Origin of the sequence: Micrococcus sp. MS-ASIII-49, from assembly GCF_000946635.1 — a bacterium.
GTDB classification, from domain to species: Bacteria; Actinomycetota; Actinomycetes; order Actinomycetales; family Micrococcaceae; genus Micrococcus; species Micrococcus luteus.
The window spans coordinates 1-21,641 of sequence record NZ_JXSP01000001.1 but is presented as its reverse complement, the minus strand read 5'-3'; the positions used below and the strand labels follow the sequence as shown (position 1 = coordinate 21,641).

Genomic DNA, 21,641 nt, shown 5'->3' with positions numbered 1-21,641 from the left:
CGTCATGACCTCTTACACCTAGGGAGCGCGCCGGTGTCCGTGGCCCGGGACCTCCCACGGCGGCAACGGCCATGGCCGGGGACGAGACAGGGGAGGGGCCCGCGTCGTGGACGCGGGCCCCTCCCCTGCCGTGTGCTGCTCGTCAGCCCTCGAGCACCTTGTCCAGGCGGCCCTCGGCCTCCTCCTCGGTGACCTTCTTGGCCAGCGCCAGCTCGGACACGAGCACCTGGCGGGCCTTCGAGAGCATGCGCTTCTCGCCGGCGGACAGGCCGCGGTCCTGGTCGCGGCGCCACAGGTCACGGACGACCTCGGCCACCTTGTTGACGTCGCCGCTGGCGAGCTTCTCCAGGTTGGCCTTGTAGCGGCGGGACCAGTTGGTCGGCTCCTCCACGTGCTCGGCGCGCAGGACCTCCATGACGTGCTCGAGCCCCTCCGCATCCACGACGTCACGCACGCCGACGAGGTCGACGTTCTCCGCGGGGACCTCGATGGTCAGGTCTCCCTGCGCCACCTTGAGCTTGAGGTACATCTTCTCCTCCCCCTTGATGGTGCGCATCTTGATCTCCTCGATCCGCGCAGCACCGTGGTGGGGGTAGACGACGGTCTCTCCGACCTCAAAAACCATGTTGTTGTGCCCCTTTCAGTCGTCCCATTCTATCATGCAGCCTCGTCATGCCGCGCGCGCCGTCACATCGTCGGCCCCCGGATGTGATAGTGGACGACCCGGCGCCACAGGCCGGCCGGCGTCCCGGGATGCGGTAGCCTGACCTGGCAGGACCCCTGCCTCGGGGCTCCTGAGCACGTCATCGCACCTGAGGAGACCTCTGTGAAGAACGCATCCCGGCCCGCCCGGCGCCACCTCGCCGCAGGTGCGCTGGCCGCGGTCGCCCTGCTGGGCGCCACCGGCTGCTCCGCCGTGAGCCCGATCGCCACCGCCATCCAGTACTCCCCCTCGGACGGCATCAACGGCCAGGAGCAGGACTTCCTGAGCTACCGCAACCTCGCCCTCGTCGGCGACGGCGAGTCGGGCCCCGCCCGCCTGATCGGCACCGTGGAGAACACCTCCGGCCAGGATCAGACCTACACCTTCCAGGCCGAGGGCGGCGGCTCCGCGACCCTGAAGGTCCCCGCCGGCGAGAGCCGCAAGCTCGAGGACGAGGCGAACACAACCGTCCTGGAGCGCGAGGGCGTGTGGGTCGGCGAGAACCTGCCCGTGACCGTCTCCGGCAACGGCGGCACCGCCGACCTGGCCGTCCCGCTGCTGAGCGCCACCCAGGAGCAGTACCGTGACCTGCTCCCCGAGGGAGTCGAGCCCTCGGAGGAGGATCTCGTCGGGCACCTCCACGAGGAGACCCACCACTACGGCGAGGAGCACTGACCTCCGCCGGGCCTGCGCCCGGCACGCCACGGCCCCGGCCCCACCGTGAGGTGGAGCCGGGGCCGTCGTCGTCCCGGGCGGAGCGCGCCGGTCAGGCCTCGAACTTGTAGCCCAGGCCGCGCACCGTGACGAGGTAGCGGGGGCTCGAGGGATCGGGCTCGATCTTGGAGCGCAGGCGCTTCACGTGCACGTCGAGGGTCTTGGTGTCCCCCACGTAGTCGGAGCCCCACACGCGGTCGATCAGCTGGCCGCGGGTGAGCACGCGCCCGGCGTTGCGCAGCAGCATCTCCAGCAGCTCGAACTCCTTGAGCGGCAGGGACACCTGCTCGCCGTCCACGGAGACGACGTGCCGCTCGACGTCCATGCGCACGGGGCCGGCGCTGATGGTCGCCGACATCGGCTCCTCCTGCTCCCCCTGACGGCGCAGCACGGCGCGGACGCGGGCCACCAGCTCACGCGAGGAGTACGGCTTGGTCACGTAGTCGTCCGCCCCGAGCTCGAGGCCGACGACCTTGTCGATCTCCGAGTCCTTCGCGGTCAGCATGATCACGGGGACGTTGGAGCGCTGGCGCACCTGACGACACACCTCGGTGCCGGACATCCCCGGGAGCATCAGGTCCAGGAGGATCAGGTCCGCGCTGTCGCGCTCGAAGATGCTCAGCGCCTCGTTGCCGTCGGCGGCGACGGTGACCTCGAACCCCTCCTTCTCCAGGAGGTAGGACAGGGGGTCGCTGAACGACTCCTCGTCCTCCACGATCAGAATGCGGCTCATGCGCTCGTCTCCTTCCGGGTCGGGGGTGCGGCCGAGGCGGTCACCCGGTGACCGCGCCGCTCGGTGACGTGGGCGGCACCCGGCGCGCCGTCGACGGCGACACCGTCCCCCCACTCGGGCAGGCGGATGGTGAAGGTCGACCCGCGGCCCGGCTGGGACCAGAGGGTGACCTCCCCTCCGTGGTTGATGACGACGTGCTTGACGATGCTCAGCCCCAGGCCCGTGCCGCCCGTCTGACGCGACCGCGCCGCGTCCACGCGGTAGAAGCGTTCGAAGACCCGCTCCTGCTCCTCCGGGCTGATGCCGATGCCCTGGTCCGTGACGGTGACCTGCGCGAGCCCGTCCACGGAGCTCAGGCCGATGCCCACCGTGGTGCCCTCCGGGGAGTAGCGCACCGCGTTGTCCACCAGGTTGCGCACCGCGGTCATCAGCTGGTCCTGGTCCCCGTGCACCACCGCGTCCACGCGGCCGCCCACGCGCAGCGCGATGCCGCGGTCCTCGGCGGTCAGGCGCAGGCGGTCCACGGCGTCCGCGACGACGGCGTTGAGGTCCACAGGCCCTCCGTCCTGGACCACGTCCTTGGCCTGCAGCCGGGAGAACTCGATGATGTCCTGCACGAGGGCCGTGAGCCGGCGGGACTCGACGCCCAGCCGTGCGGCGAAGCGACGCACCGCCTCCTCGTCCTCCGCGGCGTCGCCGATGGCCTCGGAGAGCAGGGAGATGGCGCCCACCGGCGTCTTGAGCTCGTGCGAGACGTTGACGACGAAGTCGTGGCGCATGGCCTCGGTGCGGGTCACGTCCGTGCGGTCGTCGGCGAGGATCAGGATGTACTCCTCGTCCAGCGGGGCCACGCGCAGCTCGACGACGAGGCTCGACTGCCCGAGGGGTCCTCGGGGCAGCTCCATGCGGCGCTCGACGATGACGCCGTCGGCCCGCACGGTCCGCGTGAGCTCCCGCAGCTGGTCCTGGACGAGCGAGTGCCCCCGCACCAGGCCCAGGGCGTAGGCCGCGGGGTTCGCGCGCACCACGCCGTCGACGTCGTCCACCACCGCGTACGCGCGGCCGACCACGGAGAGGACCTCGGCGGCGCCCGGCGCCAGGGTGGGTTCGCCAACCGTCAGGTCCACCGTCCGCGAGCGCTCGGACGCCCGGAAGGCCAGCATGGAGGCCACTCCGGTGAACAGTCCGACCGCTCCGCACAGCAGGCCGATGATGACGGGATCCACGGCACCAGACTAGCCTCTGGCGGCCCGGAGACGGGCTGCCCCGGCCCCGCCAGACGCCGGACGATCGGCGTTCATGGGCCGTTCATCTTGCCCTGCCAGGGTGGACCGTTGCCCCGGGGAGTCGGGGTCGGCGGCGCACGGGCGTCGCCGGGGAGAGGAGACCATGCGCGAGCTCTACCGAGCCGACCTCGAACGGCTGGGCCGCGACCTGACCGAGATCGCCCGCCTCGTGCACCGCGCCATGATGGACGCGCAGGCCGCCCTCGAGGCGGCCGACGTGCACGGCGCCGAACGGGTCATCTCGGAGGACGCGCGGATCGACCAGCTGCAGGAGTCCCTCGACGAGCAGGCCGTGCGCATCCTGGCGCTGCAGGCGCCCGTGGCCACGGACCTGCGCACCGTCGTCGCCACGCTGCGGATGAGCTCCTCGCTCGAGCGCATGGGCGACCTCGCCCGCCACGTGGCCCAGCTGACCCGGCTGCGCTACCCCGAGCACGTCATCCCGGAACAGGTCCGGACCGTGATCACCGCGATGTGCGACGCCGCCGTGGAGGTGGCCGAGGAGGTCGTCCTGCTGCTCGAGACCCAGGACCTGGCGCACGGGGACCGGATCGACGCCCTCAACGAGGACGTCAACGCGCTGCACCTGTCCGTCTTCCGCGCGATCGCCGCCCCGGACTGGAGAGCGACGCCGGCCACCACCACGGACGTCACGCTGGCCTCGCGCTACCTCGAGCGGTTCACGGACCACGGCCTGTCCGTGGCCGCCAAGGTGCGCTACCTCGTCACGGGCGAGTGGGCGACCCACCGCCCGGACGCCACCGGCTCCTGACCGTCCCCGACGCCACGGGCCGGGCCCCCAGGCGGGGTCCCGGCCCGTCGTCGTCGGACGCGTCAGTGCGCGGAGCCCTGGGCGGCCACGGCGGCGGCGCCGGCCGCGGCGGCCTCCGGATCGAGGTAGCGGCCGTTCGCGGTGATCGGCTTGAAGTTCTGGTCCAGCTCGTAGACCAGCGGGATGCCCGTCGGGATGTTCAGGCCCGCGATGTCCTCGTCCGAGATGCCGTCCAGGTGCTTGACCAGCGCGCGCAGCGAGTTGCCGTGCGCGGCGATCAGCACGGTCTTGCCGGCCTTGAGGTCGGGCAGGACCTGCTCCTCCCAGTAGGGCAGCAGGCGGTCGATGACCTGCTTGAGGGCCTCGGTGCGGGGGGCGTCCTTGCCCAGGTCCGCGTAGCGCTCGTCGCCGACCTGGGAGAACTCGGAGTCGTCGTCCAGGGCGGGCGGCGGGGTGTCGAAGGACCGGCGCCAGACCATGAACTGCTCCTCGCCGAACTCCTCCTTCACCTGGGCCTTGTCCTTGCCCTGCAGGGCGCCGTAGTGGCGCTCGTTCAGGCGCCAGCTGCGCTTGACCGGGATCCACTGGCGATCCGCGGCCTCGAGGGCCAGGTTGGCCGTGGTGATGGCGCGCTTGAGCAGGGACGTGTGGACCACGTCCGGGCGGATGCCCTCCGCCTCCAGCAGCTCACCGCCGCCGGCGGCCTCGGCGCGCCCCTTCTCGGTCAGCGGGACGTCCACCCAGCCGGTGAACAGGTTCTTCTCGTTCCATTCGCTCTGACCGTGCCGCAGCAGGACCAGCGTGTACGTGGTGTTCGCCATGTCACCATCCTAGGCGGACCCGTCCCGCCGCTCCCCTACGCTGGAGCCCATGGTGGAGAAGGCCCGGCGGCTGCGCGCGCGCACGACGCCCGGCCCCGGCCCCGCCCGGGGACCGCAGGGCCACATCACCCGCGGCACGACGGCGGCGCAGCGGATGCGCCGGGTGGACCGCTGGCTCACGGACGTGCACGGCCCCCTGCTGCGGCGCACTCCCCGCCCACTGGCCGTGGACCTGGGCTTCGGCGCGGAGCCGGTGACCGCCGTCGAGATGGCCCAGCGGCTGCGCGTGCAGAACCCGGCCCTCGAGCTGGTGGGCCTCGAGATCGACCCCGCTCGGGTGGCCCGGGCCCGGGAGCGGGCCGGCGACCTGCCGGGGGTCACCTGGGCGGTCGGCGGCTTCGAGCTGCCCGTGCCGCGGCCGCCCACCGTGGTGCGCGCGTTCAACGTGCTGCGCCAGTACCGGGAGGAGGACGTGCCCGCGATCTGGTCCCTGCTGTGCGCGGGGCTCGCCGACGACGGCGTCCTCGTGGAGGGCACCTGCTCCGAGGACGGCCGGCGGGCGGCCTGGGTGGACCTGCGTCGGGACGGGCCCGCGAGCCTGACCGTGGCCCTCAGGCTGGGGTCCTTCGCCCGCCCCTCGGACGTGGCGGCGCGCCTGCCGAAGGTCCTCATCCACCGGCACGTACCCGGCGAGCCCGTCCATCGGCTCCTGGCGGAGGCCGACGCCGCGTGGGCCGCGCACGCCCCGCTCGCGGCCTACGGGACGCGGCAGCGGTGGCTGGCGACGGTCGGCACGCTCCGCGCGGCGGGCTGGCCCGTGCTGGGCGGCCCGCACCAGTGGCGGCGCGGGGAGCTGAGCGTGCGCTGGGCGGCGGTGGCGCCGTCGTCATGAGGGCGGCGCCGACGGCGCGGGACCCTCAGCGGCGCAGGGCCGGGCCCATGTCCTGGCGGGGGCCGGCGAGGTAGACGCACGCCACGCACGCGGCCACGAGGCCGAACATGCCCATCCCGCCGCCGGCGAGCACGCCGAGGAGCCCGACGACGGCGGCGACGCCGGTGAGGATCAGCCAGAAGCTCCTGTCCCGGCCCCCGATGCGGGCGAAGTCGTCGGGGCGGCGCCGGACGACGTCCACCAGCGCCCAGACCTCGAGCCCGAGCGCGGCGATCGCCAGGACGCGGAACAGCCAGTGGTCGACGAGCAGGGCGAAGTGCATGGGGGCGCTCATGCCGGTCAGTCTAGGCGGTCGGCCCGGCCGGGTTCCCTCCCCGTCCGGGGCGGCGTCTAGGCTCGAGGCGTGAGCACCCAGACCGAGCATCGCGGCCTGTTCGTCGCCGTCGAGGGACCGGACGGATCCGGCAAGTCCACCCAGGCCCGCGCCCTGACCGAGGCCCTGCGCGCCGCGGGCCACGAGGTGGTGCTCACGCGCGAGCCCGGCGGCTCGGACCTGGGCGAGACGCTGCGAGAGCTGCTGCTGGACCCCGGGCACGCCCCCGTGGACCCCCGCACCGAGGCGCTGCTGTTCGCCGCGGCCCGGTCCGCCCACGCCGTCCGCACGCTGCGCCCCGCGCTGGCCCGGGGCGCCGTCGTCGTCACGGACCGGTATGTGGACTCGTCCGTGGCCTACCAGGGCGCGGCGCGCGGGCTGGGCGAGGCGCGGATCGCCGCCCTGAACGAGTGGGCCACGGACGGCCTCGTCCCCGATCTGACGGTGCTGATCGACGTGGACGCGGCCACCGCCGCGGACCGGCGTGACCGGCGCGCGGCGGGGGGCGAGGGCACCCCCGACCGCATGGAGCGGGAGACGGCGGACCGGCACGAGGCCCTGCGCGCCGCCTTCCTCGCGCGCGCGGCGGCCGCGCCCGAGCGGTACCTCGTGCTCGACGGCGCGCTGCCGCCGCAGGAGCTCACCGCCCGCGCGCTGGCCCGCGTCACCGCCCAGGCGGCCGACCGATGACGGCCCCCGCCCCCGCCGTGTTCGCGGACCTCGCGGGCCAGGAGGCCGCGGTGGCCCAGCTGCGCCGCGCCGCGGCCGAGGACCGTCCCACCCACGCCTGGATGTTCACGGGCCCGCCCGGCTCCGGCCGGTCGACGGCGGCGCGTGCGTTCGCCGCGGCCCTGCAGTGCGAGGTCGCGGACCCGGCGGCGCGCGGCTGCGGCGAGTGCCACGCGTGCCGCACCGTCCTCGGCGGCACCCACCCGGACGTGACCGTGCTGGCCACCGAGGCGGTGAGCTATCGGATCGAGGACGTCCGCGCCCTCGTGGAGGCCGGCCAGTCCACCCCCGCCACCGGGCGCTGGCGGATCTTCCTCATGGAGGACGCGGACCGCATGACGGAGCGCGCCACGAACGTGCTCCTCAAGGCCATCGAGGAGCCGCCGGCCCGCACGATCTGGATGCTGTGCACCCCGTCCCCCGCGGACGTGCTCCCCACCGTCCGCTCCCGCTGCCGGCTGATCACGCTGAGCATCCCCGCCGTGGAGCAGGTGGCGGAGCTGCTGCACCGCCGCGACGGGCTGGACCGCGAGACGGCGCTCACCACCGCCCGGATCTCCCAGTCGCACGTGGGCATGGCCCGCCGCCTCGCGCGGGACCCGGAGGCCCTCGAACGCCGCGAGCGCATCCTCTCCCTGCCGCTCCAGGCCACCGCCGTCTCCGACGCGATGGCCCTGGCCGCCACGTTGGCCGAGGTGTCCAAGGCCGAGGCCGAGTCCGCCGCCGAAGCCCGGGACGCCGAGGAGCTCGAGGCACTGCGCCGCTCCCTGGGCCTCGAGCCCGGCGAGCCCGTCCCGCCCAAGCTCCGCCACCACGTCAAACGGCTCGAGGAGGACCAGACCCGCCGGCGGCGCCGCGCCGTCCGGGACTCGCTGGACCGGGCCATGATCGACGTCATGGGCCTGTTCCGGGACGTGCTGCGCGTGCAGCTGGGGGCCGACGGCGAGCTCATCAACGAGCACCGTCGGGACGAGATCGAGGCGTACGCCCGCGGCACCGCCGGCGACTCGGCCGAGGTGCTCGCCCGGATCGACGCCGTCACCACGGCCCGGGAGCGCATCGCCGCCAACGTGCCGGAGCAGCTGGCCCTCGAAGCCATGATGCTGGCGCTGCTGCCCCGCCGGGTGCGCACCCCGCGACGTCGCTGAGCGGCCGCGCGGGGCGGGCCGGCGCCGGCTCAGCGGGTGCGGACCACCAGGTCCGGCACGTCGGCCAGGCCCGGCACCACCCGGTCCGCGCCCGCCGCCAGCAGGACGTCGTCCGCGTCGCGACCCGTGCGCACGCCGACCACGAGTCCGGCCCCCGCGCGGCGCCCGGCCGTCATGTCCTCCGCGGTGTCCCCGACCACGAGGACGCTGCGGACGTCGTCGTGGTCGAGACCGAGCAGGGCGGTGAGGATCATGTCCGGGTGGGGGACGCCGCGGCCGGCGTCGTCCGGGGAGAGGCTCAGATCCGCCAGGCCCATCCACCCCAGCGACTCGAGGATCATGTTCTGGGTGTGGCGGGCGTAGCCGGTGCAGAGGCACACGTGGAGGCCGAGGGCGCGCAGGCGGACGAGCGCCTCCTCCGCGCCCGGGACGGCCCGGACGCCGTGCTCGGCCAGCAGCGCGTCGAAGGCCGCCTCGAACGTGCGGGTCGCCGCCGCGGCCACCGCCCGGTCGGCGAACACGCGGGGGAACACGGCCGTGCGCGAGGTGGGCCGGAGCGCGCGGAACCGCCGAGCGGCGTCGTCGTGCTCCGGCGTGCCCGCCGGGACGCCGTGCTGGTCCAACGTGCGGGCGAACGCCGTGTCCTGGAGCCCGTGCTCCACGATGGACGTGCCGGACATGTCCACCACGGCCAGGCGGAGGGGCGCGGCTGACGAGGCCGCGGCGGGGGGTGCCGGGGTGCGAGGGGCGTGGGGCAGGCTCATGCGTCTCCCGTCGACGGTGTGTGCCCACCAGGGAACCGTCCCCGTCTGGCCGCGGCGTGGCCTGGGGGTGAACGCCTGCGGAAGGCGCGGGCCACAGTCGGTGGCCCGCGCGCCCGGCCGTGCGGTGGAATCGGGGCCGCGAAACCGGTATGCTCGTCAGCCGTGGCCGTTCACGGTCCGTGCCTCCTTAGCTCAGCTGGCCAGAGCAGCTCCCTCGTAAAGAGCAGGTCGCCGGTTCGAATCCGGCAGGGGGCTCCCCCGGACCCCGCCGCGTGATCACGCGGCGGGGTCCTCTCGTCTTCGGGCCGGCCGTCCGGGGCGCGCCGCCGTCAGAGCCCGGCTCCCAGCTCCTCCGCCCGGTCCAGGTGGCCGAGGGTGCGTTCGGCGTGCCGGCCGACCGACTCCGCCGAGCCCTGGCCGAGCCGGTACAGGGCGAGGGCCTGGGCGGTGGCGGCCAGCTCGTGTGCGGCGCGGGAGAGCTCACGGTGGACGTCGGCGGCCTCGGCCGGGATGTGCTCGCCGTCGCCCTCGTGGTCCCGGTGCAGGCGGACGCACAGGGCACGGACCGCGGGGAGCCGTTCCGTGAGGACGTTGCCGGCGTGGACCACGCCGTTGCGCTCCTCGTGGCTCAGCACGTCCGTGCCCCGCTGGCCCTCCAGCACCTGCCAGTAGCGGTCCAGGGCCCGGCTGAGTCGGTCGTGGGCACGGCGCCACAGCCCCGTGCCGAGCTCGCGGTCGTCGGCACGCTCCTGACGGAAGCGTGCGAAGGGCCCCCTCATGCGCGGTCGCCGGACGGCCGGCGCGCGTCGGCGGGGTCGGTGACGAGCACGACCTTGCCCGTGCGGGTGGCGGAGTCGAACCAGTCGAACGCCTCGGCGGCCTCGGCGAGCGGGAAGCACGCCCCGACGCTCGCGTCGATGCGGCCCGCCGCCACCAGGGGCCACACGGCACGTTCGGCCGCGGCCACGATCCCGGCCTTGTCCACGACCGAGCGGGAGCGGAGCGTCGCCCCCGTGAGCCAGCCGCGCTTGACCACCAGCTTCATGATGTTGAAGTCCTCCGGGACGGCGCCGCCCTGGACCGCGAGCGTCACGATGCGTCCCTCGGGGGCGAGCGCGGACACGTTGGGCGCCAGATACGGGCCGCCGACGACGTCGAGGATGACATCCGCGCCGTGGCCGTCCGTGACCTCCTTGACCCACGGGGCGAAGGCACCGGACTCGGCGGCGCGGTGGTCGAACATGTGCTCGGCGCCCAGCCGCCGACCGAGTGCCACCTTCTCCGGGCCGCCGGCGGTGCCCAGCACCCGTGCACCGAGCGCGGCGAGGAACTGGACGGCGAAGGAGCCGATGCCGCCGGTGGCGCCGTGCACGAGCACCCGGTCCCCGGCCTGCACGCCCGCCCGGCCCACGAGCGTCGAGTGCACCGTGCAGGCGACCTCCGGCAGGGCCGCCGCCTCGACGAGGCCGACGCCGTCGGGGACGGCCATGAGCTGGCCCGCCGGCACGGCGACGTACTCGGCGAAGCCGCCGCCGGCCAGGAGCGCGCACACCCGGTCACCGACGGCGAACCGCCCCTCACCCGGCATCCCGGCCTCGGGTCCCAGCGCCGCCACGGTGCCGGAGACCTCGAGTCCGGGGATCTCGGAGGCGCCGCGCGGCGGCGGATAGCGGCCCTCGCGCTGCGCGATGTCCGCGCGGTTGAGACCCGCGGCGGCCACGTGCACCAGCACCTCGCCCGGGCCGGGGTCCGGCACGGGCTCGTGGCCCACGCGGACGACGCCGTTGTCGCCGGCGCCGGTGAATCGCACGGCGCGCATCTGTGCGGGGACGTCCATGGGGGTCTCCTCCTCTGGTCGGGGGTCGAGGGTCGAGGGTCCATCCTCGCGCGCGGGGGCCGGACTCGCCACCGGTCGCCCGCCGGGCCACGGGCTAGAGTGGGTCCTCGACGCGGCGGCCCACGCCGTCGCGGTCAGGCCCGGGATGGTTGTCCGAGCGGCCGAAGGAGCCGGTCTTGAAAACCGGTGCGCGGTGACCCCGTGCCGAGGGTTCGAATCCCTCACCATCCGCGTGCACACGACGAGAGGCGGCGGGCCGGACGGCCCGCCGCCTCTCGTTCACCTGGAGGCCACCTGGATGTGATGGACTCCGCGCGTCACCCCGCCGTCCACCGGCGGCGCACCTCTGTCATCACGCATCCCGGGGAGAGCCATGCCCAGCCTGTTCCGCCGCCGTGCCGTCACCACGGCCGCCTGCACCGTCCTCGTCCTCGCGCCCGCGAGCGCGGCGCCCGCCCTCGCCGTCGAGACGGCCGCCGCGGACGAGACCACCATCTCGATCCTGTCCTTCAACGACTTCCACGGCGCGCTGTCCGCGGACTACATCGGCACGCAGTTCGCGGACACCGTGGAGGACTACCGCACCGCGTTCGAGGCCGAGCACGGCGCCGGCTCCACGCTGCTGACCAGCGCCGGCGACCTGATCGGCGGCTCGAAGTCCGTGTCCAACGTGCAGCAGGACAACCCGACGATCGACGTGATGAACGCGCTCGGCCTGGACGCGCTCACCGCCGGCAACCACGAGTTCGACAAGGGCCTGGACGACCTGCAGGGCCGCGTGGAGTCCCGGGCCCAGTTCCCGGTGCTCTCCGCCAACCTGGTGGACCCGACGACCAAGGAGCCCGTCCTCACCTCGCACGCCGTCTTCGACGTCCACGGCGTGCGCGTCGCGGTCATCGGCGCCTCCCCCAACGAGCTGTACGCGACCACCACCGGCGCGGGCCTGAAGGGCAACGAGGTCCTCGACGAGGTCGCCGCCGTGAACGCGGTCGCGGACGAGCTGGAGGCCCAGGACGCCGCCGACGTGATCGTGGCCTCGTACCACGACGGCGCCGCCGGCGCGGGCGAGCTGGCCGCCGAGCGGGCGGCCCGGGCCGAGTTCGACCGCATCGTCGGCGAGACCTCCTCCGCCGTGGACGTCATCTTCAACGCCCACACCCACCAGCTCTACCAGTACGACGCCGCGGCCGGCGGCGCCCACCGCCCCGTGATCCAGGCGGGCGCCTCCGGCAGCCACCTGGCCGCCGTCGAGCTGACCGTGGGCGCCGACGGCGAGGTCACCGGGCTCACCCCGCGCCTGCTGGCCCGGTCCACGCAGGCCCCCGCCGAGGCCGCCGCGGAATCCCCCGTCACCGCCCAGGTGTACGCGATCGAGCAGGAGGCCGTCGCGGTCTTCGAGGACCTGCAGGGCGAGGTCGTGGCCGACCTGTCCGCCTCCATCACCACCGACTACCAGAAGCTCATCGACGCCGGCGGCTCCTGGAAGGCCGGCGGCACGCGCGCCGCCGAGACCACCCTGGGCACCTGGGTGGGCGACGCCGTCAAGCGCGCCGCCGAGCAGGCGAACCCCGAGGTGGACCTCGGCGTGACCAACCCCGGCGGCCTGCGCTCCGAGCTGCTGACGGACCGCTTCACCGACGGCGGCGCGTTCCCGGCCAAGCCGGCCGACCTCGTCGGTCGCCTCACCCTGGGCGAGCTGCTCGACATGGCGCCGTTCGGCAACACCATCACCTACTTCGACATCCCGGGCTCCTCCATCAAGCTGGCCCTCGAGGAGAACTGGCGGAACGACGTGCGCAAGTTCACCCTCGGCTGGTCCGAGGAGCTGACCTGGACCTACGACGAGTCCCGCCCGCAGGGGGACAAGGTGACCGGCGTGTGGATCGACGGCGAGCCGCTCCAGGCGGACCGCATGTACACGGTCGCCAGCCAGTCGTTCCTGTCCGACGACACCTGGACGACGCTCGGGGACCCGACCAAGGCCCCCGACGGCTACACCGCCTTCGCGACCGGCCGCCAGAACTTCGTGAACATGGGCCTGTTGGACTCCCAGGCGATCACGGACTACGCCCGCGCCCAGGACGCGGCCCGCGGCGCCGTCGCCCCGGACTTCGGCAAGAACGGCGTGCCGGTCACCGACGCCCCCGCCTCGGTCGAGGCCGGGCAGGCCGTCGGCCTGACCCTCGGGGACCTCGTGGTGGACTCCGACGGCGCCCCCGCGGCGACCGCGGTCGACGTCGCCTTCCGCACGGCCGGCGGCGCCGAGACCGCCCTGGGCACCGTGGCCGTCCCCGCGGGCTCCGAGACCGTCACGCTCTCCGGGATCACCGCCCCCGCCGCCGCGGGCACGGGCGAGCTCGTGATGACCGTGCGCTACGCCGACGGCAGCACGACCGTGGTGCGCCATGTCCTCGAGGTCACCGCGGCCCCGACCCCCACCGAGCCGGAGCAGCCCGCCCCGACCCACCCGGGCAAGGGTCATGGCAAGGGTCATGGCAAGGGCCATGACAAGGGCGCCGACCACCCGGGCAAGGGCCGCGTGAAGGGCGAGGACCACCCGGGCAAGGGCCGCGGCGTGCAGCGCGGCGCCGCCACGCACCCCGTCTTCTCCGCCCATGCCTGGCTGACCGCCGCGGGCCTGTCGCGCTGACCCATCGAGAACGAGACCGAGGACGACATGACCCCCCTGCCCCGCTTCGCCGCGCGCACCGCGGTGACCACCGCCGCCCTGGCCCTGCTCGCCCCCGCCGTGGCCCTGCCCTCCCAGGCCAGCCCGGCCGGCGACTCCCTCGTCATCAACGAGGCGTACACCAACGGCGGCTCCGCGAACGCCGTGTACACCCACAAGTTCGTGGAGCTCTACAACCCCACCGACCAGCCGATCAGCCTCGACGGCTGGTCCCTGCAGTACCGCTCCGCCGCCGGCACGGCCGCGACCCAGGGCACGGTCGCACTGTCCGGCACGGTGCCCGCGAAGGGCCACTTCCTGGTCTCCGGCGGCTCCAACGGCACCGCGGGCGCCGCCCTGCCGCAGGCGGACCTCGTGGCCGGCGGGGCGTTCAACCCCGCGGGCACCAAGGGCACGATCGTGCTCGCGCGCCAGACGGGCACCGTGACGGACCTGCCGGTCGGCTCCGTGGTGACCGGCCAGGTGCCGGGCGTCGCGGACGTGCTCGGCTACGGAGCCACGAACACCTTCGAAACGGCGGCTGCCGGCGCCCCCTCGGCCAACTCGGACCCGAAGTCCCTCACCCGCACGAACGGCGTGGACACGGACGACAACAGCGCCGACTTCACCGTCACCGACCAGGTCACCCCGACCAACGCCGCCGCCACCGGCGGCGAGCCGACCCCGGAGCCCGAGCCGCAGCCGACCCCGGCCGAGCGGATCACCATCGCCCAGCTCCAGGGCACCGGCACGGCCACCCCGTACGCCGGGCGCCAGGTGACCACCACCGGCGTCGTCACCGCCGTGTACTCCACGGGCGGCTACGACGGCTACTACATCCAGACCGCCGGCACCGGCGGCGACACCCCCGACGCCACCCCGGGCGCCTCCGACGGCGTGTTCGTGTACTCGCCGGACACGGTCGGCTCCGTGACGCTCGGCGACCACGTCCAGGTCACGGGCGAAGCGGCCGAGCACTACGGCCTCACGCAGATCAAGGTCGCCGCCGGCGGCGTGCTGCCGGTCGCCGAGCCCGGCGCCGTGGCCCCCACGCCGGTGGAGTTCCCGCTGGAGGAGGCCGACCGTGAGGCGCTCGAGGGCATGGTCCTCGCCCCGCAGGGCGACTGGACGGTCACGGACAACTACTCCCTCAACCAGTACGGCTCCCTCGGCATCGTCCCCGGCACCACGCCGCTGGACAACCCGACGTCGGTGGCGCTGCCCGGCGCCGAGGCCCAGGCCGTCGCGGCCGCCAACGCGCAGCAGCTGATCGTGCTCGACGACGGGGCCACCACGAACTTCATGCGCTCGCCGGGCAACCAGAACCCGCTGCCGTATCTGGACGCGGACCAGCCGGTGCGTGTGGGCGCGGGCCTGGAGTTCACCACCGGAGTCATCCTCGACTGGCGCTTCGACGCGTGGTCCTTCCAGCCGCTGGGCCACCTCACCGACGCCACGGCGGCCGCCGTCCAGCCCGTGACGATCGAGGACACCCGCCCGGCCGAGGCCGCCCCCGAGGCGGTCGGCGGCAACGTCACCGTCGGCAGCTTCAACGTGCTCAACTACTTCACGACCCTGGGCCAGGACGTGGCCGGCTGCAGCGCCTACCGCGACCGCGCCGGCAACCCCGTCACCACGAACGGCTGCCTGCCGCGCGGCGCCTACACCTCCGAGGCGTTCGCCCGCCAGCAGGAGAAGATCGCGGCCGCGATCAACGGCCTCGGCACCTCGGTGGTCGCGCTCGAGGAGATCGAGAACTCCGAGAAGTTCGGCCTCGACCGGGACCACGCGCTGGCCCACCTCGTGGAGGCCCTCAACGCGCAGGCCGGCGAGCAGCGCTGGGCCTTCGTCGCCTCCCCGGCCGAGCGCCCGGCGCTCGCGGACGAGGACGTCATCCGCTCCGCGTTCATCTACCAGCCGGCCGAGGTCACCCCGGTGGGCGAGTCGGTGATCCTGGACGACCAGACGAACTTCGACAACGCACGCGAGCCAATGGCGCAGCTGTTCCGCGCCGCCGACGGCACGTCCGAGGGGGCGGCCGGCACCGAGTTCGTGGCGATCACCAACCACTTCAAGTCCAAGGGCGGCTCCGGTGCGACCGGGGGCAACGTGGACGCGGGCGACGGCCAGGGCGCGTACAACGCGGACCGCGTGGGCCAGGCCGAGGCCCTCGTGGCCTTCGCCGAGCGCATGAAGGCCGAGACCGGCACCGACCGCGTCCTGCTGATGGGCGACTTCAACGCCTACGAGAAGGAGGACCCGATCCGCGTGCTCGAGGCGGCCGGGTACGTCTCGCAGGGCGCGCTCACGGGCGAGTACTCGTACGCGTTCGGCGGCGCCGTCGGCAGCCTGGACGGGATCTACGCCTCGCCGTCGGCGGCGACGGCGATCACCGGCCAGGACATCTGGATGATCAACGCGAACGAATCCGTGGCCCTGGAGTACTCGCGCCACAACTACGTGGCCGAGGACCTGTACTCCGCGGACCAGTGGCGGTCCTCGGACCACAACCCGATCTTGGTGGGCCTCCAGCTCGACGCGCCCGTGACCGAGCCGACCCCGGAGCCGGAGCCGGAGCCCTCCCCGGGCGAGACCTGCGACGGCGTGACCGATCCGCGCGGCGTGCCGGGCAAGCCCGCGAACTCCGTGCGCGAGTGGCTGCGCTGCGTGGGCGCGACCCCGGGCCACGGCGGTGACCACCCGGGCAAGGGCCACGGCCCGGAGCACCCCGGCAAGGGCCGCGGGCCGGCCCGTCCCTGACGGGGCGCGGGGCGCCGCCCCCGGCATGACGACGGCGGGTCCGTCCGGGATCCACCCGGACGGCCCCGCCGTCGTCGTGGGGGCTCAGCCGGCGAGCACGGCCGTCGCGGCGGCGTCGGCGTCGGCGAGGAAGAGGGCACGTCCGGCCGGATCGGCCCCGGCCTCGGCCGCGATCGCGGTGCCCCACTGCACGCCCGAGAGCTGCAGGCCCAGCACGAACACGTCCGCGTGGACCGTGCCGTCCGCGGCCCGCAGCCGGTACGGGCGGGCCGTGACGTCGAAGCCGGTGGCGGGCACGCGCACACCCTCCTCGTCCTCCCACGTCCCGGCCGCGGCGACGCCGTCCGCCAGCATCTGACGGACCAGCGGGGAGGCGGCGGCCTGCACGCGGTTGGGCGGCATCATCGCCTCCACCAGCCAGGCCCCCTCGACGACGGCGGGCCCCAGCGAGTCCTGCGCTCCCACCTGGGGGCTGTGGGCGGTGAACCCGTGGTCCTCGGCCTCGACCACGGGCGCGGGGCCGGCCCAGGTGAGCAGGCCGGCCCGGTGCACCGCCAGCATCTGCTCGACGCGCCACAGGGGCGGGCCGGAGGCGAGGCCCTCGACCAGCGGCTCGAACCAGCCCTGGACGTCCCGGATGCGGGAGGCCTCGGCGATCCGACCCTCGGCGATCCACGCCTTGATCCGCAGTCGGCCGGCATGGAGCGCGCCGACGGCCATCATGAACGGGGACTCCTCCCCGAGGGCGGCCTCCACGCAGGCCTGCTCCATGAGGTCCGCGACGGCCCGCTGATAGTCCTCATGGGAGGCGAACACGGCGTCCTCGAACGGGGATCCATAGGCCAGGATGTCCAGGAAGCGGCGGCCGGGGGCGTACCGCTGGAGGAGCTCCTCGGCGTGCGCGGAGGTCACGGGGGCGCCGCGGCCGGCCTCCTCGAGCTGGCCGACGAGCTCCCCGAGGAACCGGCGCGCCTCGACGGGGCCGCCGAGGATCTCGGGCTGGGCCCGGACGAGCGTGGCGTAGTAGTGCCGGACCACGTCGCGGTGCAGCAGCGGCCAGAGGTGCTCGGCGAGGTCCAGGGCCCCGTGCCGGGCGGCGAGGGCGTCCACGGCGGCGTCGGAGAGGTAGCTGAGGGTGACGCCGCGGGGCACGAAGGCGTCCACCTCGGCCTTGGGCAGGTACGGGATGCCGCGGCGGGACATCAGGTGCAGGCGCGGCTCGTCCCCCGACGGCTCGTACCGCAGGGCCCGGCCGGGTCCGTCGCCGGTGCGGCGGTACACCCCGCCCCGGCCCTGGGTGAGCTGGGCCAGCAGGTCGAACGCGTTCAGGCCCATGCCCCGCACGAGGACGTCCGCCCCGGCCTCCACGGTCTCCCAGTCCACGTCCGAGGGGATCTGCGGGCCCTGGTAGTGCAGCTCGTCCCGGCCCCGCGCGGCGGCGGCCATCCGGTTCTGGCCGGGGCTGAGCTCCGCCGGCTGATGGCCCAGGCAGAGCACGACGGCGTCCGCGTCGAGCGCGGCGACCGCGCCGTCGGCGTCCCGCAGCTCCAGGCGGGCACCGCCGTCGGGCCGGGGGTGCAGGGCGGTGGCCTCGACGCGGTGCTCGACGACCTCGACGACCTCGGGGCGGGCGCGCAGCCCCGCGACGACGTCCTTGTACAGGTGCCGGAGGTAGCGCCCGTAGACCGCTCGGGCCGGGTACTGGTGGCGGCGCACGCCGAGGCTGGCCTCCGGGTGCACGCGACGCCACTGGTCGAAGGTCTGCGCGGCGGTGGAGGGGCGCAGACCGGGGTTGTCGGCGGCGCACGCGGTCGGGAAGAACGCGGGGGTGTTCATGAGGTACAGCTCGGACTGGTCCGTGCGCCACACCCGCCCTGGCCCGGGCGGATAGGGGTCCACGACGTCGATGCGCAGCCGCCGGGGGTGTGCGTCCGGGGCCGCGCCCTCGAGTCGGGCGAGGATCCGCTCCAGCAGCATGACGCCGCGGGGGCCGGCTCCCACCACTGCGAGGCGGCGATCGGCCACCAGGGGCTGGGACATGGGGCCTCCACTCTCCTCGGGATCGTTTTCACGCCTGCGGCGCGCGTATTCCACACAATATCGGTGGCCGTCAAGAGTCGCGGACCGCTTGCGCCACACTCCCACCGATCCCCCAGGATCCACAGCAGGCCCGGACGAAGAATCCGCGGAATCATGCGGATCGCGTCGAGATTCTGGGAGAAGTCTGGGAATTGGGAATCTGGGGGGCCGATGGTTGACGCCACTCGGGCCCATGGGGAATTGTGAATGAGCGTAAGGCAACAAAACACCGATTCAGAAGGAGAATTCCTCATGGACCGCAACGCTCTCGACCAGCTGCAGAACTCCACCGTCTTCGCCACCGACGGCGACAAGATCGGCTCCGTCGGTCAGGTCTACCTCGACGACGTCACCAACGAGCCCACCTTCGTCACGGTGAAGACCGGCCTGTTCGGCGCCCGCGAGACCTTCGTTCCGCTGCAGCAGGCCCAGACCACCGCCGACGGCATCACGGTGCCCTTCGAGAAGTCCTTCGTGAAGGACGCCCCGAACGTGGACGCGGACGGCTCGCTGACCCCCGAGGAGGAGCAGCGCATCTACGAGTACTACTCCATGGAGTACTCCGCCGCGGATCACGACGGCGACGTGCGTCGTGACGACGTGCGCACCGACGCCGGCGCCGCCGGCGTGGCCGGCACCGCGGGTGTGGCCGGCGTGGCCGACCGCCGCGACGAGGCCGTCGTGGACGGCGACCGCCGCGACGTGACCGACCGTGACCGCCGCGACGTGACCGACGCCGACTCCGTCGTCGTCAAGGACGAGCACCTGAACGTCGGCACCGAGCGCCGCGCCTCCGGCCGCGTCCGTCTGCGCAAGCAGGCCTACACCACCACCGAGACCGTCGAGGTGCCCGTCACCCGCGAGGAGGTCGTGGTGGAGCGCGAGTCCGTCGACCCGAACTCCGCCGAGGCCCGCACCGCCGGCCGCGACGGGGACGTCGAGGTGACCACCTACGAGGAGACCCCGGTCGTCGACAAGACCGTGGACGCCGAGAAGGTCTCCCTGGGCAAGCGCCAGGTGCAGGACACCGAGACGGTGACCGAGGAGGTCCGCCACGAGGACGTCAAGGTCGACGGCGACGCCACCGATCGCGACCTCGACGGCCGCAAGGACCGCAAGGACCGTATCTGATCTGAACGGACGCGTCGGCCTCAGGCCGGACGGCTGACAGATCACGCGGGGCCCCGGATCCATGGATCCGGGGCCCCGCTCGTGCGCGGTGGGGATCCCGCCCGTGAGCACGGCGTTCCTTTGCCCTGCCCTGGCTCGGCGCGCTAAGCTGGACCGGTCTGACCGCGCGTCGCCCCGTGCGAGGCGCGCCGGATGGAGGAGACGTGCCAGAGCGGCCGAATGGACTTCACTGCTAATGAAGGGCTCGACGAAAGTTGGGCCGGGGGTTCAAATCCCCCCGTCTCCGCGAGAAGGCCCCGTGACCCCAGTGGTTACGGGGCCTTTCGCATGTCTGCGCGGATTTTGGCGGATCGCGCATGTTCCACGACTACTCAGGAACGGTCACAACGTACCATATAGTTAGTCACCTGGTAGTCAGATCGTCACCCGGAGGGAAGATGCCCAAGCCCCAGCGCCTGCCGAGAGGCGTGGACCGCCTACCCGGAGGCGGCTACCGCGCCCGCCTCACCGTGGACGGCTACCAACACACAATCGGATCGTTTGCGACGCTCGGTGACGCGCGCGCAGCCCTCGACATCGCCCGTGGAGAGAAGGCCCGAGGGACATTCGTGCCGCCCGCCGTCGCCCGCGCCCGCCTGAAGGCCGAGAAGGAGGCCCGGCGCGCCCAGGCCGCTGCCGACTCCCGCACCGTCCGCGACATGGCCGAGGCGTGGTTGTCCTGGCAGACCGAGCGCGGCCTGAAGCTCGGCAGCGTCTACACCTACCGCCGGCACCTCGAAGCACACTTCTTGCCCACGTTCGGGGATCGCCCCGTGGGCGAGGTGACCGCCCTCGACCTGAATGCATGGCTCGACGCGCTCGAAGAGTCCAAGGGCCACGCTGGAGCCGCCCAGATTCACCGCGTGGTCGCGGCGCTGTTCAAGTGGGCCACCGGAGACGCCGCCGAACTGCCCCGCACGTTCACGCCGTGGTTGCTGACCTCGCCCGTCCCTCCCCTGGCCGCGCGCCGTCTGCGCCGTCCGAACCTGCCCCAGCGCAACCGGGAGACGTTGACGGACGCCGAGCTGTCCGCCCTGGCCGACCTGATGCCCGAGGCGGACCGGCTGGCCGTGCTGCTGTCCGGGTGGTGCGCCCTGCGAATCGGGGAAGTCCTCGCCCTGCGCCGCCGTCACGTCACCACGGACCCGGACGGGACCACATGGGTCCGCGTCGAATCCCAGGTTCAGGCGCGCGGGTCGGGCGTCCGCGAAGAGTCCCCCAAGTCGGACGCCGGACGGCGCGAGGTGCCCGTGCCCCCAGTGATCGCGGGCGACCTGGCCGCTCATCTAGACGCGCACGCCGCCCCTGGGCCGGACGGGCTGCTGTTCCCTCGCGTGGGCGGAGGGAACGGCCTGAACAATCCCAACACCGTGCGCAAGCGGTTCAACGCCGCGTTGAAGGCTCTCAACGCTCATCGGGCCGAGGCCGGGGAGAGTCCCGTGGAGAACTTCACGTGGCACGGCCTCCGGCACACCGCCCTCACCCGGCTAGGCCAAGCCGGAGCCACCACGGCGGAGCTGAAGGCATACGCCGGCCACTCCGATGGGAAGTCCGTAGAGGTGTACCAGCACGCCGAACGCCGCCGCCTGGCTAGCTTGACGCGGAACATGTAGGTCACGATCGCATAACGGCGCGTCACTCGTGTTGTCCCACGACGCGAATGGTGTATAATGAAGCCTACCAATTGAATGCTGAGTTGCAGCACCTACGGACGCACACCGCGAAGGATAGGGGACTCGGCTCACGCAACAGACGGGGATGGCGCGATGCCAAACCGTCTGGGACCGTGAGACGAAGAACCGAAGGGCGTACGCAAGGGCAGCGGCAAGAACCGCGATGGGGATGCCGAGCACACGAACCGTGAAGACCACGGGGAGTGACGCTCGGCATTCGTGTTTCTAGGAGCAAGACCAGTGGACTCCACCACTCCGGTCGGACTCACCATCGCTGAGTTCGCAAATGCCATCGCAGCCTCCCCCGCCACCGTCCGCCGGATGATCGCCCGCGGAGACCTGCACGCTTACCGCTACGGCCCCCGCATCATCCGCATCCCGCACGCGGAGCTGGAGCGCATCGCCCGGCCCGTGACCTCCCTCGCCGAGATGCGAGGCGGTGGTGCACAGTGAGTGCCGCCGTCGATCTTCAGGCCCGCGTCACGCGCGGGAATGGCTGTCAAGGGCCATTGAGTTCTG

The 21,641-nt window shown here is 73.4% G+C and carries 19 protein-coding genes and 3 tRNA genes; 13 read left to right on the top strand and 9 right to left on the bottom strand.

The annotated features are described in order from the left end of the window. Window positions 1–142: 142 nt before the first annotated feature. On the bottom strand, window positions 143–625 hold the full coding sequence (locus SJ20_RS00110; RefSeq protein WP_002858073.1) for a CarD family transcriptional regulator: 483 nt from the start codon (window positions 623–625) through the stop codon (window positions 143–145). A 201-nt stretch (window positions 626–826) separates the two neighbouring features. On the opposite strand from SJ20_RS00110, the gene SJ20_RS00105 reads away from it, so the two are divergent. After that, entirely contained in the window at window positions 827–1,378 is a 552-nt protein-coding gene (locus SJ20_RS00105) for a hypothetical protein (RefSeq protein ID WP_036384688.1), read from the top strand. A 91-nt stretch (window positions 1,379–1,469) separates the two neighbouring features. Here SJ20_RS00105 and SJ20_RS00100 read toward each other — a convergent pair whose 3' ends face one another. Beyond that, on the bottom strand, window positions 1,470–2,150 hold the full coding sequence (locus SJ20_RS00100; RefSeq protein WP_044658512.1) for a response regulator transcription factor: 681 nt from the start codon (window positions 2,148–2,150) through the stop codon (window positions 1,470–1,472). Further along, entirely contained in the window at window positions 2,147–3,376 is a 1,230-nt protein-coding gene (locus SJ20_RS00095; RefSeq protein ID WP_036316036.1) for a cell wall metabolism sensor histidine kinase WalK, read from the bottom strand. Before SJ20_RS00095 ends, SJ20_RS00100 begins: the two co-directional genes overlap by 4 nt. 163 nt (window positions 3,377–3,539) lie before the next feature. Here SJ20_RS00095 and phoU point away from each other — a divergent pair, with 163 nt between their 5' ends. Next, window positions 3,540–4,208 (top strand): phosphate signaling complex protein PhoU, encoded by a 669-nt coding sequence (gene phoU / locus SJ20_RS00090; protein WP_044658511.1) that lies wholly within the window; start codon window positions 3,540–3,542, stop codon window positions 4,206–4,208. Between the two features lie 62 nt (window positions 4,209–4,270). Here phoU and SJ20_RS00085 read toward each other — a convergent pair whose 3' ends face one another. Continuing rightward, window positions 4,271–5,029, bottom strand: coding sequence for a phosphoglyceromutase (locus SJ20_RS00085; protein WP_044658510.1), 759 nt, complete (start codon window positions 5,027–5,029; stop codon window positions 4,271–4,273). Between the two features lie 49 nt (window positions 5,030–5,078). Here SJ20_RS00085 and SJ20_RS00080 point away from each other — a divergent pair, with 49 nt between their 5' ends. Continuing rightward, window positions 5,079–5,921, top strand: coding sequence for a hypothetical protein (locus SJ20_RS00080; protein ID WP_044658509.1), 843 nt, complete (start codon window positions 5,079–5,081; stop codon window positions 5,919–5,921). Window positions 5,922–5,946: 25 nt separating this feature from the next. On the opposite strand, the gene SJ20_RS00075 is transcribed toward SJ20_RS00080, so the two are convergent. Beyond that, a complete protein-coding gene (locus SJ20_RS00075; RefSeq protein WP_036384680.1) occupies window positions 5,947–6,243 on the bottom strand; it encodes a DUF2516 family protein in 297 nt (98 codons plus the stop codon). Between the two features lie 81 nt (window positions 6,244–6,324). On the opposite strand from SJ20_RS00075, the gene tmk reads away from it, so the two are divergent. Together tmk and SJ20_RS00065 are read left to right on the top strand one after the other, a co-directional pair. Further along, complete coding sequence (gene tmk / locus SJ20_RS00070) at window positions 6,325–6,984, top strand: dTMP kinase (protein WP_002858064.1); 660 nt, start codon at window positions 6,325–6,327, stop codon at window positions 6,982–6,984. Beyond that, window positions 6,981–8,171, top strand: coding sequence for a DNA polymerase III subunit delta' (locus SJ20_RS00065; RefSeq protein WP_036384674.1), 1,191 nt, complete (start codon window positions 6,981–6,983; stop codon window positions 8,169–8,171). Before tmk ends, SJ20_RS00065 begins: the two co-directional genes overlap by 4 nt. 29 nt (window positions 8,172–8,200) lie before the next feature. Here the strand turns inward: SJ20_RS00065 and SJ20_RS00060 are convergent, their stop codons facing one another. Further along, window positions 8,201–8,935 carry an HAD family hydrolase gene (locus SJ20_RS00060; protein ID WP_044658508.1) on the bottom strand — a complete coding sequence of 245 codons (735 nt, stop codon included), beginning with the start codon at window positions 8,933–8,935 and terminating at the stop codon, window positions 8,201–8,203. A 181-nt stretch (window positions 8,936–9,116) separates the two neighbouring features. Here SJ20_RS00060 and SJ20_RS00055 point away from each other — a divergent pair. Beyond that, window positions 9,117–9,190 (top strand) — tRNA-Thr (locus SJ20_RS00055). A 74-nt stretch (window positions 9,191–9,264) separates the two neighbouring features. Here the strand turns inward: SJ20_RS00055 and SJ20_RS00050 are convergent. Together SJ20_RS00050 and SJ20_RS00045 are read right to left on the bottom strand one after the other, a co-directional pair. Then, window positions 9,265–9,714, bottom strand: coding sequence for a hypothetical protein (locus SJ20_RS00050; RefSeq protein WP_044658507.1), 450 nt, complete (start codon window positions 9,712–9,714; stop codon window positions 9,265–9,267). Beyond that, window positions 9,711–10,772, bottom strand: a complete 1,062-nt coding sequence (locus SJ20_RS00045) for an NAD(P)H-quinone oxidoreductase (RefSeq protein WP_002858060.1) — start codon at window positions 10,770–10,772, stop codon at window positions 9,711–9,713. Before SJ20_RS00045 ends, SJ20_RS00050 begins: the two co-directional genes overlap by 4 nt. A gap of 143 nt (window positions 10,773–10,915) precedes the next feature. On the opposite strand from SJ20_RS00045, the gene SJ20_RS00040 reads away from it, so the two are divergent. The 3 genes from SJ20_RS00040 (at window position 10,916) to SJ20_RS00030 (ending at window position 16,200) form a co-directional block, all read left to right on the top strand. Continuing rightward, window positions 10,916–11,003: transfer RNA gene (locus tag SJ20_RS00040), tRNA-Ser, on the top strand. Between the two features lie 142 nt (window positions 11,004–11,145). Next, window positions 11,146–13,422, top strand: a complete 2,277-nt coding sequence (locus SJ20_RS00035) for a bifunctional UDP-sugar hydrolase/5'-nucleotidase (protein WP_044658506.1) — start codon at window positions 11,146–11,148, stop codon at window positions 13,420–13,422. A gap of 27 nt (window positions 13,423–13,449) precedes the next feature. Continuing rightward, window positions 13,450–16,200, top strand: coding sequence for an ExeM/NucH family extracellular endonuclease (locus SJ20_RS00030; protein WP_200891076.1), 2,751 nt, complete (start codon window positions 13,450–13,452; stop codon window positions 16,198–16,200). Between the two features lie 84 nt (window positions 16,201–16,284). Here the strand turns inward: SJ20_RS00030 and SJ20_RS00025 are convergent, their stop codons facing one another. Further along, window positions 16,285–18,240: an FAD/NAD(P)-binding domain-containing protein gene (locus tag SJ20_RS00025; RefSeq protein WP_044658505.1), complete on the bottom strand. Its 1,956-nt coding sequence runs from the start codon at window positions 18,238–18,240 to the stop codon at window positions 16,285–16,287. Window positions 18,241–18,531: 291 nt separating this feature from the next. Here SJ20_RS00025 and SJ20_RS00020 point away from each other — a divergent pair, with 291 nt between their 5' ends. The 4 genes from SJ20_RS00020 to SJ20_RS00005 all read left to right on the top strand — a co-directional run bounded on the left by SJ20_RS00020 (window position 18,532) and on the right by SJ20_RS00005 (window position 21,575). Further along, a complete protein-coding gene (locus tag SJ20_RS00020; protein WP_044658504.1) occupies window positions 18,532–19,410 on the top strand; it encodes a PRC and DUF2382 domain-containing protein in 879 nt (292 codons plus the stop codon). 197 nt (window positions 19,411–19,607) lie between these two features. After that, window positions 19,608–19,696, top strand: a tRNA-Ser gene (locus SJ20_RS00015). A gap of 151 nt (window positions 19,697–19,847) precedes the next feature. Further along, the gene (locus tag SJ20_RS00010; RefSeq protein ID WP_044658503.1) at window positions 19,848–21,062 is read left to right on the top strand and encodes a tyrosine-type recombinase/integrase; all 1,215 of its coding nucleotides are present in this window, start codon (window positions 19,848–19,850) and stop codon (window positions 21,060–21,062) included. Window positions 21,063–21,362: 300 nt separating this feature from the next. Beyond that, window positions 21,363–21,575 (top strand): helix-turn-helix domain-containing protein, encoded by a 213-nt coding sequence (locus SJ20_RS00005; protein WP_044658502.1) that lies wholly within the window; start codon window positions 21,363–21,365, stop codon window positions 21,573–21,575. Window positions 21,576–21,641: the final 66 nt, after the last annotated feature.